Source organism: Nostoc sp. DedQUE09, from assembly GCF_034530915.1.
Classification (GTDB): Bacteria; Cyanobacteriota; Cyanobacteriia; order Cyanobacteriales; family Nostocaceae; genus Nostoc.
Window position 1 is genome coordinate 18294 of sequence record NZ_JAVRCE010000034.1, and the last position, 12945, is coordinate 31238.

Genomic DNA, 12945 nt, shown 5'->3' on the forward strand with positions numbered 1-12945 from the left:
AAGCATAGCTTTGGCGGGGGTGGGGTTGATCGAGCCGCTCAAAATGTGCTTTGAATAATTCCGCCATCTACTTGCAGCATGACTCCGTTCACAAATGAGGCTGCTGGTGAACTCAGAAATACCGCAACATTGGCAAACTCTTCTGGTGTGCCCATACGACCCAAAGGGACTGTCCCATTGATTCTAGCAATTTCTGCTTCTTTCGTTTCACCACTTTTAGCAATGCGGGCATCGATTAATTCTTCTACCCGTTCTGTATATGTCCAGCCTGGTAGAATACTGTTGACGCGAATTTTATCGCTACCCAGTTCTTGGCTGAGAGTTTTCGTTAAACCAATCACTGCTAATCGAATGGAATTAGATAAAACCAGATTTTGGACTAGTTGTTTAGTTGAGGTTGAGGTGATGGTCAGAATTGCTGGTGCAGTAGATTGGCGTAAGTGAGGTAAGGCGTACTTTACCAAGCGTACCGCACTCAGCAAAGTCAAGTCGATCGAAGTTTCCCAAGTTGCCAAATCAATATCGTCAAAAGTGCCAGCAGGTGGGCCTCCGGCGTTGGTAACAAGGATATCCAACCCGCCAAATTTTTCCACTGTGGCGTTAATTACCCGTTCAATATCTTCTTGACTGGTAACGTCCGCACGCAGAGATAGCACTTCTGTACCTGTTTCGCTTGCAATCTGGGCAGCAGTTTTGTCAATTAACTCACTGCGGGCGCAGATGGCAACTTTTGCACCCTCACGGGCAAATTGCCTCGCTGTAGCTTTGCCCAAACCTTTACTAGCAGCTGTTACTAAGGCGACTTTGCCACGGAGTTGCAAATCCATAATCTTGATTCTTCTTGTTTACAGTAATTTGAAGCCAAGGTTATTAAGAGCTTCACGCAAGCGATCGCGTCCTCTCAATGATTCTACAGTGGCGATGCGTTGGGCTGAGTGTTCTGACCAATCGCCAGCAACATTCATCTTTTGTTCAGTATAGAATTCTTTGATGATGTCGTTGTAGTGAGCGATCGCTTCTTCTTGTTCTGCCAATTTATAGGTTTCATGATGCAGCACAGCTGACTGGGGCAACCTTGGCTTAATCGCTGCTTCAACTTCAGGATTTGGATAGCCCACACACAGCCCAAATACAGCATACACAGAGGAGGGCAAATTCAATATCTGTGCTACCTCTTGTGGGCGATTCCTGATTCCGCCAATATATACTGTTCCTAAACCAAGTGACTCAGCTGCAACTGCGGCATTTTGCGCCGCCAACGTTGCATCAATTGTTGCCATCACAAACATTTCCAAATATTCCAGCGCATCATGAGATATGCCGCGACTGTCAGCAACATGACTTAGACGCGCCAAATCTGCTAACCAAACCAAGAATAAAGGAACCTGCTTAATATGTGCTTGGTTTCCCGCTAGCTTGGATAACTCCTCTTTGCGCTGTTGATCTTCGACTGCTACCACACTCCAGGTTTGCAAATTTGAGGAAGTAGATGCAGATTGGGCGGCTGCAATTAGTAATTCCAGAGTTCCTGGTGGTAAAGGATCGGCTAGATAGGACCGAATTGAACGGTGAGATAGTAGTGCTGTTAGCGAATCATTCCATGCAATTTCGGGGTTGAAGGGAATTTCACCGTAGCGCGATCGCAGTAGTTCTGTAGGATTAGTCATAATCAATTCCAAGATTTACATTTTCAAATTTGCTACTAATACCAATTTCATCTGTAGGTGCATACATCTCTATGCCCCTACAGCCGATTCATTGTACTAGTTTAAGTTTTTGGTGAGAAAGCAGCATATTCTTCTTTTGTCAACATTGCATCCTTCACATTTATTTCTTTGGGAATTAACTTCAATTTGTAATATGTATCTGCAACACCTTGTTGTAGATTTATCAAATTGTCGTCAATTGGTACAATCCCAAAAGTCCGCCTGTTAGTTGCTTTTTTCATCGTTTCCAAGTCAATTCCTAACACAGGTGCGAGAGTTTTTGCTACCTCTTCTCGATTCTGTTTAGACCATTCTTCGAGATTTTTAATTTCCTCCACTATTGCCTTGACAGTTTGGGGATTTTCAGTGACAAATTTGCGACTCATCAAATAATATCCTCCCTGTTTATTAATTCCTGTGCCATCAATCAGAACTCTAGCTTTAGTTGCCTCTTCAGCCGCAGCATAGAAAGGATCCCAAATTACCCAAGCATCCACGCTCCCTTTCACAAATGCAGCACGAGCATCAGCCGGAGCCAAATATTTAGGTTCAATATCTGTATATTTTAATCCGGCTTTTTCTAAAGCTTGGACTAACAATAAATGGGCACTAGATCCTTTTTGAAAGGCAACTCTTTTACCCTTCAAGTCAGTAACTTTTTGAATTTGCGAATTTTGAGGAACAAGAATTGCTGAACCAGCCGGACTAGCAGCAGTACCAACAACATAAGTTAGTGATGCTCCCGCTGCTTGGGCAAAGATTGGCGGTGATTCTCCCACAGGGCCAATGTCAATACTACCTACATTCATCGCTTCTAGTAGTTGTGGGCCTGCTTGAAATTCAGTCCACTTTACAGTTATTCCTTCTGGCGCTAAACGCTTTTCTAAAACACCCTTAGTTCTTAGCAAAATGGTCGATTTTTGATAACCAAATCTGACTACTGTTGCTTTACTGGAAGTAGAATTACCCTGAGATGTGGCATTGGGATTAGGGGCATTAACAGTCGGTGTCGATGAACAAGCAGCAAATAGCAGGCTTAGAGAAAGACCTGTAACAAAAGCCCCCACTGTTGGCAAAGGAGAAGAAAAGAATAATTTATGTTGGTTGTTAAAGGGGATATTCCTGAATTTTATCAACGATATCCACTTGGCAATAAAACGGCGAAAGATTTGGTTAATCATCAAAATGATTTCTCTGAGCTATAACAATACTATAAACTTATGGGTTTACCGGAGTATATAAATAAATTTAGGTTCAATTGACAATAAATAACTGGGAGGCGGAGTCGGAGCTACTCCGCTCAGTTTAGTTACCTTGCTCTTAAGTAAGCTACAGTCGGGGTTTAAATCTCCTTATGTAACTCTTTTCTCTACGAGATGCGGCGCGAATAATTTTGAATTTTGAATTTTGAATTTTGAATTGTTAATATCCCAGTGCCAAAAAACACAGCACTAATTGAGCAAATCAGGTTCTTCGCGCACAATCCGATCATAAAGCGGCTGGAAACTGAACCACCCACTTACATGTGACCCCACTTGAGTTTGTGTTAAACGGGCTGTTTCGTGTTTGATAGTAGTGGGTCTACCCGCAGCTTCTGCCAACAGTTGGCCTTGGCACGATCGCTCTAAGCTAATGTACCAAAAGGCAGCTTCATCGACTGTATGTCCCACAGTTAAAATACTATGGTTACGTAGGATTATGGCTTTCTTTGGCCCCAAGGCTTGCGCCAATCGCTGACCTTCAGAAGTTTCTAAAACAACACCTGTAAAATCGTCAAACAGGGCATGGTCTTCGTAAAAAGCACAAGAATCTTGAGTCAAGGGGTCAAGGAGACGCCCTAAACTAGACCAGGCTTTACCATAAAGTGAATGGGCGTGAGCCGCGGCGATGACATCAGGCCGAGCTTCATGAATCTGAGAATGGATGGCGAAAGCAGCTTGGTTTACATCAGCATCGCCTTTAACGACTTCACCATCTTTGTTAACTAGAATCAGGTCAGAAACTCGGATATGACCGAAGTATGCCCCGAATGGATTGACCCAGAAATGATCTGTAAACTCAGGATCGCGAGCCGTAATATGGCCTGCGATTCCCTCACTAAAGCCAAACTTACCAAACAAGCGAAAGGCGGCGGCGAGACGTTGCTTGCGGTGCAGGCGTTCGTCTTCAACTCGCTCGAATACAGGGGGTTTTGGTCTAATATAATTGGCCATGTGCTTTTTCCTCCTCTTGTTTACAGGGAGCGTTGGAATATCCAGAGCGAAAGGATTTGACGCTGTGAGATGCTGGGATGAACTGGTGACGCAAGACGCAACCAGTATCATTACCCAAGGTATGAATCGATACAGATGCGCTCTGGGATGTGGTTTTGACGGCGTGGATATCACCATCTGGTGGTAAGAGGCGGTAGATATCCCCTGGTTGAAGCAATCGCACTTCAGTTACTTGTAATTGTGCGTGTCCTTCTACATCACTGCTATCTATACGGCGATAGACTGTTTCTTCTTGATCGCCCTTGTATAAACCAATCAATCCCCAGGCTAAATGATCGTGGACGGGAGTCGTTGAACCTGGGGGAATTACCAAACTGAATACCGACAGTGAACGGTCTTTAGCGCGATAAAGCAGCCACTGACCTATACCGCCACCCATCTGGCTTTCAGGATTAATTTGGGCAAACTTTTCCGGTAGCCATTCCTGTTGAGCAAGCAGTTCTTGAAAATGGGGTTCTAGTTTGGCGAGAGTTTGTGTGCGATCATCAACAGTGCTAGCGCTAATTTCCCGCACTGTTGCGACAAAGGATCGTAGTTCCTGGCTCTCAATAAACCATTGGTCTTCTGGTAACGGTTCTAAAATAGTGTGGTTCGTCATCTATATTCCTCTGTTGAGGAGGCGACTAAGATTAACTAATTCGTAATTCGTAATACTTCGGCTACGCTCAGTACAAGTTCGTAATTCGTAATTTAATTACGATTTATTTTAATACCAGGATGAATCTTGAAGCCAAGTTGCTCAAGTTTTAGATGAGAAAGGGACTCCTTCAGAATGATAGTAAAAGGATATCGCTGAAAAACAGTAGCTTTACCTTGTGACAATAGCAGCCTAGCATGGCTGATGCGTACTGGATATAACGGTTGTTTGTTGGCATCAAGAATGAATACTTTAGTCATACAATTTTAAATTTTAGATTTGCGATCGCCAGATTGGGAATTGGGGACTGGACACAAGAGGCAGAGGTGGGGAGGTGTATAAGGGAAAACTTACTGCAACTTCTCCTCGGTTACAGAGCGTAGCCTCTCATAAAGAAGTGCTACTCTCCTGCTCCTTTTATAAAAGAGAAGACAAGAATGAGAGTTTAGAAGTCAACTCCAGCACTCTCGTCTTTATCTCTCATTTAGGGATTTCCAAGAAAAAAATCATCCAATTTTGTGGGGTATCCCAGAATCATTTGTAGTTGGATATTTTTATTAAGAAGCCTCTTAGTAGTTATATTAATTTTTGTAAGTACTATAAGTCGGTCGGATAACCGTTGAATTAACTACAAGCAGAAAATTATCACATACAAATTTAAAAAGCAATAGGCTAGCTGTTAGGGGAGACAAAGCGTAGCTTTGGCGCGGTGGGTGCAATGACTGTGGGAATCATAACTAATTACCCGGACTTAATATAAAACGGGTAACAGACTTAGCTTCTGTACCTCACCGACTTGAAATCTGCTGTAATATGACTCGTCAGAAGGGCGTAATTGCTTGTAAATGCAAGGTTTTTTCTAACTGCGGATGCTTGAAGCGAAGCTCTCTGGCGTGCAGATGTAACCGACTGGTAACTGCACAACATCCATAAAGGCGATCGCCTAAAATAGTTATCCCAAGTCCTCGCGCATCAGCTGCATGAACCCTTAACTGATGAGTGCGTCCTGTTAGTGGCGTAAATTCTACGCGGGTGTAGTCTCCTTCTCTCGCTATTACTTGGAAGTGTGTCAAGCTGGGTTTACCGTGCTGCCAATCAACTTTTTGCTCAGGGCGATTTTCAGGATCTCCCCATAATGGCAGTTCAATTTTACCTTGCTCAATTGTCAAAACACCGGAAAGTATGGCTTCATAAACCTTGTGAACCTGGCGTAGCTGAAACTGCTGGCTGAGTTGCCGATGGGTTTGGCGATCGCGTGCTAACAACAAAATCCCGGAAGTTTCTTGATCTAGGCGATGCACAGATATAAGCGCCATACCATCAGGTAACAAATGACGTAAGCGACTCAAAACACTATCTTGGCGATCGCGATAACGACCGGGTACCGAAAGTAATCCAGCAGGTTTGTTGACAGCAATCAGCCATTCATCTTCATAAATAATCGGTAAAGTTACCTCTGTGTACACATATCTTGGTAATGAAGCGCCAACCCCGGATTTACCCCCCTTAATCCCCCCTTGCAAAGGGGAGAGATTAAAGATCCGGTTCCCTCCCCTTTGCAAGGGGAGGGTTAGGGTGGGGTAAAAGTGATGCAAAAACCCAGATGAGTAAGCTATTTCAGACTTGTGTGTACACTGTAGCCCTTGCAAAGGGGGGAAATATCCGGTTCCCGGTTCTCCCCCAAGGCATCGGGGAGTTAGAGGGGGTGAGAAGGACTTGTGTATACACGGTAGCCTATTAGAAGAGAGGCTTCTTTTTTCCCTAGCAGAGAGGGAAGGTTTCAAGCCTGAGAGCAAAAACCCCATCAATGGCTGACATCGCTCGGCACAGGCTCCATAAAACTCTCCCGGAATTTTATCCTGATTTACGGAAGACGCACCCCACCAAAATTCTGCCATTGCTAGGGGTTTGAGATTATGTGTTGCCGCATAATGCAGCAGCTTTGGGGCACAACAGTCTCCTGTGCCAGTGGGCGAACCTCCTGGCATCAATTCTTGCAATGATTGCGATCGCCCGGAAAAATTAGTCAGGCTGTAGCTAGCGTGCATTTGAGCTTGCAATTGACGGGAAAGTTCTTTGCGCCGTTGTTTCAGTTCGCTGATTCGTGCATCCGTTGCTGCAATTACCTGTTGTAGGGGCTGTAATACAGCATTTTGCTGGCGTTTAAGCTGTCGTCGCTCAATTCCCTGCTGACGACTCTCTTCGTCAAGTTGTTCAAGGGCAATAGTAAGCGCTTCGGGAGTGAGTGTATTGCAGATTTGCTGACGTTTTTCTTGTCGTTGATGTTTGCAATAGCGATGGCGATCGCTCATTGCTTGTAACTGCTGCTCAAAGTCATTAAACAGGATTTTATACTGCTGGCGTTCGGTTAGTTGCTTCAAGGTAATAATTTCTTGCTTAATCGCTTCCAACTGTGCCAAAGTACGGTTTTCCTCGAAAGCAACTTCATCTCGTCCCGGAATTGGCGGCACCCAGCCCTCAACCACACTGCAACTATTCAAAAGACCAGAAAAAGCTTTTAGTACCCGTTGTTCGCCATTAGGCAGTTCAACCAATAGGATTCCATACATCTTCCCTTCACGAGAATAACAGTCATTCTTGGCAAGATATTGCATTAGTCCGTGGGCGATCGCTTCGGACATTGAAGTGCGGGGTAATTTTAGGCGATCGCCACTTTGCGGACAGCGCCCTTCGTACCAATAGCTACAAGATGAGTTGGCGATCGCAAAATCGCAGTCGATGAAATCTGAAAGTGCGTGCAGAACTACCATACAAAGTATGATTGCAAATCTAGCTGATCAATATATGAAGTCTATTAGACTTTTTGGCATTGTGGGGTAAAGGGTAAGGGGTAAAGGGTAAAGGTATGGAATTTTCCCTTCTCCCCACCGCAAAGCAAAAGTTCCTTTTGCAAGATGTCTATTGTGTTGAGTGCTTTTGGCAATTTGGCATCCAAAGTTTTTCTGTTGCAGTTTTAATTTATATATCAACAGGGTTACAGGGACATTGAGAAAATTCTACAAGGGATCAACTCCCGTCTCAAAATCCCACCCAATGGCCAGTTGTTGACGTTCACGCTCTCCGAACCACCTTAAGGTGGATGCAGCACAAACGTCACCGCTTCACCACAACTGGCTAGAAATCAAACAGAAAATATATAGTACTAATGCACTGACACAGATATAAGTCGAAATATGTCAAACTGCAAAATCTATCTAAATTAACGTGAGTTCGACAGACCTCTCCCGGACAGCCTCCCTCTCCTTTAAGGATAACGAGTAAGGAGGGTTTTTGTTCCCCTCTCCTGGTAGGAGAGGGGCGGGGGGAGAGGTCAAAATAGCACCCGTCGAACTCACATTAAATTAACTTGTTGTATTGTTTGTAACAATATATTAAAATTACATAAAAGTTTGACCGCGCAGAGGGTGTGCCCTGCGATCGCGAAGGTGTCATAAGCATCTTCTTTTGATACAACTTATGAAAATTTTGTTGGTAGAGGATGACGTATTACTGAGTACAGCACTCTTCGAGTTGTTGAGTGCAAATCATTATACTATCGACATTGCAAGCAATGGAGAAGCGGGATTAGAACTAGCGCTATCGACTGAATATGAGTTGATTTTGCTGGACTGGCTAATTCCGAAACTGGATGGGATTACCTTGTGTCGGCAACTGCGAAAGCAAGGCTACCATAAATCTATTCTGTTGTTAACCGGGAAAAATTCTAATGCAGATATTGTGGCGGGGTTAGATGCCGGAGCAGATGATTACGTCATCAAACCCTTTGACCCAGAAGCATTACTAGCCAGAATTCGCTCTTTATTACGACGCAATGGCGCGATCTCATCATCTACCTTAACCTGGGGAAATCTCTCTTTAGATCCAAGTGCCGGCAGAGTAACTTGTAATCAGCAGGAAATTCTCCTCACAGCCACAGAATACAAACTGCTGGAGTTATTTTTGCAAAACCCAGACCGGATCTTTAGTCGTGCAGTGATTCTAGATCGGCTTTGGGGATTTGGGGATGCACCGACTGAAAATGCAGTTACGACTCATATTAAAGACTTGCGCAAGAAACTGAAAACAGCAGGTATAGCAGAAGAATTTCTAGAAACGGTATATGGCATGGGCTATCGCGTCAAGCCTGCACCTAATCGCTCAATCTTTGTTGGGGAAAAGAATCAAGATGGAAAGAAAAAACCCGGCCTCAAAGATATGACTTCTGTAAATCGCGTGCTGGAGCGATTTCGTAATTCCTTTGTTGGACAGGTTGCAGTGCTGGAGCAAGCAAAAACTGCACTCTTGGCAGGAAATTTAAATGAAGATTTACAGCAGAATGCATTGCGTGAAGCCCATAAGCTAGCAGGCTCAATGGGGTCGTTCGGTTATCCAGAGGGTTCCCGGCTTGCACGGAAAATAGAACATTTGCTGCTTGAAGATTCCTCGCTATCTCCAGAGCAAATCTCTAATTTCTCGCAACTGGTAACAGCATTACAGCAAGAGTTAACCAAGCCTGCTGTCATTTTTGCTGCTCCAAGCGTCCCGATGAAGCAAACTCATCGGCTGTTAGTAATCGATAATGATCCTATGCTGACAAAGCAGTTGCAAGCAGAAGCCGATTTATGGGGAATCAGGATGAAGGTTGCACCAAACTTAGCAACCGCCCGATCGCTTTTTTCCTTAAAAACTCCTGACGCAGTTTTACTGGATTTGAGTTTTACAACAGCAGAGGAAGACGGATTAATATTATTGAGCGAGATAGTAGAGCGATCGCCAAATATCCCAGTAATTGTTTTTACAGGACGAGATACTCTAGCAGATCGGCTGAGAGTATCGCGTTTAGGAGCTAGACAATTTTTGCATAAACCGGCGACAACCGAGGAGATTTTTCAGGCGATCGCTCGTGTCTTACCTCAACCTCAAACTTCCGAAGCCAAAGTTTTAATCGTAGACGATGACCCTGTAATACTGGCTGGATTATCGGCGTTATTAACTCCTTGGGGGCTGGAAGTAATCACCCTCTCCCAATCACAACAATTTTGGAAGGTACTGATTGCAACATCTCCTGATTTGGTGGTGCTAGATTTAGAAATGCCGATAGTGAACGGATTAGAGTTGTGCAAAGTCGTGCGCCAAGATACCCAGTGGGGAGATTTACCGATTTTAGTAGTTACAGCCCATACCGAAGCAGAATTTCTTCAGCAAGCTTTTGCTGCCGGAGCCGATGATTTTATCAGCAAGCCAGTGCTAGGGCCAGAACTTGTGACACGGGTACTGAGCCGCATTCAAAGAACGCGTTGGCGCTCTCAGGCAGGGAAAAGTAAAGCATGATGAGAAATTATCAGCAATTATTGAAGTACGGTGTGGCTATTGGTTCAGCTGCGATCGCCCTGCTGCTGTCACTCTGGCTAGAACCGCTGCTTTCCCGAACCATTGGTGCTTTTTTCTATATAGCTATTATTGTAAGTACTTGGTATGGTGGCTTTCGACCAGGGATCGTTACACTTGTCCTTTCGACACTGGCAATTGATTATTTATTGATGCCTCCGCGATACCAAATCTGGATCGATCAACCAGAAAAATTATTGCGGCTAAGTATCTTTTTACTGGTTGCCTTGGTGATTAACCTAATCACTAGCAATCTTCAGCACAGCAGACAAAAGATTAAACAACTTAGCCAAAGATTGGCTCAGGAAAATGCCGAGCAACTGCGGATGGCTCTATCGGCGGCGCACATGGGAATGTGGGACTGGAATATTGTCACAGGAGAAATCAAGTGGTCGCCAGAACATGAACAGTTATTCGGCTTGGCTGTTGGTAGTTTTGATGGTAAATATGAAACCTTTGATGCCCATTTACATCCTAAAGATCGCCCTTCTCTGAACCAAGTAGTACAACAAGCACTGCAAAGTCACAGCACTTACCACCATGAGTATCGGATTATTTGGGCAGATGGTAGCATCCACTGGATTGAGGGGCGGGGAAACACATTTTATAACCGAGCGGGTCAGCCTGTCCGGATGGCGGGAACTGTCATAGACATTGACGAGCGCAAACAAGCACAAGAAACGCTGCAACAGCAATTTGAGCAACAGCGCTTAGTCATGGAAATGACCCAGCGTATCCGGCGATCGCTGAATTTACAAGATATCTTGCAAACTACTGTCGATGAAGTGCGGCAATTTCTGGAGTGCGATCGCGTTACTATCTTCCAATTTTATCCAGGTTGGGGTGGAACGATTGTTATTGAGTCTGTAGCACCGGAATGGATGGCTCTTTTACCACTCCAAATTCATGACCCTTGCATTGGTAAAGAGAACGTCGAACCGTTTAAACAAGGCTTAGTCACTGCGAAAACTGATATTTATACTGCTGGAATTAGTCCCTGTCACGTTGAATTTTTAGAAAGTCTCCAAGTGAGGGCAAATCTGGTCGTTCCTGTTTCCGTAGGAGATGAATTGTGGGGATTACTGGCGGCTCATCAATGTGCGGCTCCTCGTGAGTGGCAATCTTCAGAAATCACTCTGTTGCAGCAGTTAGGAGCGCAGGTAAGCATTGCTATCCAGCAAGCAGATTTGTTCAAACAATTACAGACAGAACTAACAGAGCGCAAACAGGCAGAAATTGACCTACAACAACTGAATACCGAACTTGAGCAACGAGTGCAAGAACGCACTGCACAACTGACAGAGACGAATGATCGCCTGCGAAAAACAGTGATAGAGCAGCAAAAAACTCAACTCACACTTTTAGAACAAGCGCAAATGCTGGAGCTTCAGGCTGTAATCACCCGAAATATGGGGGAAGGCATTTGCTTAGTGAGAATCGATAATGGAGTCATTGTTTATGCCAATCCGAAATTTGAGCAAATGTTTGGCTACGACTGTGGTGAACTCAACGGTCAACACGTTTCGATTATCAACTATGTCACCAAATCAGTAACTAATGAAAATGTAAATCAAGCCACTCTGTCTACCGTCTTACAAAATACAGAAGCCACCTATGAAGCCCAGAATCTTAAAAAAGATGGTACGCCATTTTGGTGTAGTGTGACGGCTTCTGTATTCAGGCATCCCGACTACGGCGACGTTCTGGTTGCAGTTCACCAAGATATCACTGAGCGCAAAGGCATCGAAGAAGCTTTACGCGAGAGCGAAGAAAAGTTTCGTCAGCTGGCAGAAAACATCCAAGCAATGTTTTGGATCAAAGATATTCGCAATCAACAAGTTCTATATGTGAGCAATGCTTATGAAACCATCTGGCAAAGAAGTTGTGAAGACTTGTATCACAACTCTTTAAATTGGTTAGATGCAATTCACCCAGAGGATCGCCAGCGCGTCGAAATTGAATTCATTGAAAAGTTCAGAACAGGGCAATATGATAACAAATATCGGATTATTCGCCCTGATGGTTCAATCCGTTGGATTCGCGATCGCGCATTTCCGATCAAAAATGAACTAGGCGAGTTAGTTCGGATTGCTGGTATTGCCGAAGATATCACTGAACTAGAACAGATTAATCTGATCAAGAGTGAGTTTATTGGCATTGTGAGTCATGAACTCCGCACTCCCTTAACTGCAATTCGTGCAGCACTAGGCTTACTACAAACTGGTATCTACGACAAAAAACCAGACAAATTCAAGCGCATGATTGAGATTGCAGCCATCGATAGCGATCGCTTAGTGCGTCTTGTTAACGATATTCTCGATTTGGAACGCTTAGAATCGGATCGAGCTGTTTTAGAAAAAACCACCTGCAATGCGGCTGATTTAATTCAACAAGCAGTAGCCGTAGTGCAAGCGATCGCCAATCAGCAAAATATTACCTTTAAAATCCACCCTACCAATGCTCAAGTTTGGGCGGCTCCTGATGCCATTGTGCAAACACTCACCAATTTGTTAGGTAATGCGATTAAATTCTCGCCTGCCGATTCTACTATTACTCTCAGTGTCCAACAGCAAACAGACTACGTATTATTCCAAATAACGGATCGAGGCCGAGGTATTCCAGCAGATAAGTTAGAAGCAATCTTTGGAAGATTTCAGCAAGTAGATGCCTCTGATTCTCGCACCAAAGGCGGCACAGGCTTGGGATTGGCAATCTGTCGTAGTATTATTGATCGGCACGGTGGGCAAATCTGGGCTGAAAGTACTCTTGGTGTTGGCAGCACGTTTTTCTTCACTCTACCATTGCCGATAAATTAGGCAGGGGAGCAGGGGAGCAGAGGAGCAGAGGAGCAGGGGAGCAGGGGAGCAGGGGAGAATAATAAAATAACTAATGACCAATGACAAATGACAAATGACAAATGACCAATGACAAATGACAAATG

Annotated in this window: 9 protein-coding genes; 2 read left to right on the top strand and 7 right to left on the bottom strand. The window is 44.3% G+C overall.

Annotated elements, in window-relative coordinates:
* Positions 1–38: 38 nt before the first annotated feature.
* The 7 genes from RMY27_RS20865 to RMY27_RS20895 all read right to left on the bottom strand — a co-directional run bounded on the left by RMY27_RS20865 (position 39) and on the right by RMY27_RS20895 (position 7387).
* Positions 39–827, bottom strand: a complete 789-nt coding sequence (locus RMY27_RS20865) for an SDR family oxidoreductase (protein WP_322666373.1) — start codon at positions 825–827, stop codon at positions 39–41.
* A gap of 18 nt (positions 828–845) precedes the next feature.
* On the bottom strand, positions 846–1667 hold the full coding sequence (locus RMY27_RS20870; protein WP_322666375.1) for an NADPH-dependent oxidoreductase: 822 nt from the start codon (positions 1665–1667) through the stop codon (positions 846–848).
* 101 nt (positions 1668–1768) lie between these two features.
* Complete coding sequence (locus RMY27_RS20875) at positions 1769–2887, bottom strand: sulfonate ABC transporter substrate-binding protein (RefSeq protein WP_322666376.1); 1119 nt, start codon at positions 2885–2887, stop codon at positions 1769–1771.
* A 270-nt stretch (positions 2888–3157) separates the two neighbouring features.
* On the bottom strand, positions 3158–3919 hold the full coding sequence (locus RMY27_RS20880) for a class II aldolase/adducin family protein (protein WP_322666378.1): 762 nt from the start codon (positions 3917–3919) through the stop codon (positions 3158–3160).
* On the bottom strand, positions 3903–4577 hold the full coding sequence (locus RMY27_RS20885; RefSeq protein WP_322666380.1) for a hypothetical protein: 675 nt from the start codon (positions 4575–4577) through the stop codon (positions 3903–3905). The genes RMY27_RS20880 and RMY27_RS20885 overlap by 17 nt, the downstream gene beginning before the upstream one ends.
* A 92-nt stretch (positions 4578–4669) precedes the next feature.
* The gene (locus RMY27_RS20890) at positions 4670–4876 is read right to left on the bottom strand and encodes an RRXRR domain-containing protein (protein ID WP_322666382.1); all 207 of its coding nucleotides are present in this window, start codon (positions 4874–4876) and stop codon (positions 4670–4672) included.
* A 561-nt stretch (positions 4877–5437) separates the two neighbouring features.
* Positions 5438–7387 carry an RluA family pseudouridine synthase gene (locus tag RMY27_RS20895; protein WP_322666384.1) on the bottom strand — a complete coding sequence of 650 codons (1950 nt, stop codon included), beginning with the start codon at positions 7385–7387 and terminating at the stop codon, positions 5438–5440.
* 706 nt (positions 7388–8093) lie between these two features.
* On the opposite strand from RMY27_RS20895, the gene RMY27_RS20900 reads away from it, so the two are divergent.
* Together RMY27_RS20900 and RMY27_RS20905 are read left to right on the top strand one after the other, a co-directional pair.
* Positions 8094–9947 (top strand): response regulator, encoded by a 1854-nt coding sequence (locus tag RMY27_RS20900; protein WP_322666386.1) that lies wholly within the window; start codon positions 8094–8096, stop codon positions 9945–9947.
* Positions 9944–12820, top strand: a complete 2877-nt coding sequence (locus tag RMY27_RS20905) for a PAS domain-containing protein (protein ID WP_322666387.1) — start codon at positions 9944–9946, stop codon at positions 12818–12820. The genes RMY27_RS20900 and RMY27_RS20905 overlap by 4 nt, the downstream gene beginning before the upstream one ends.
* The last annotated feature ends 125 nt before the right edge of the window (positions 12821–12945 follow it).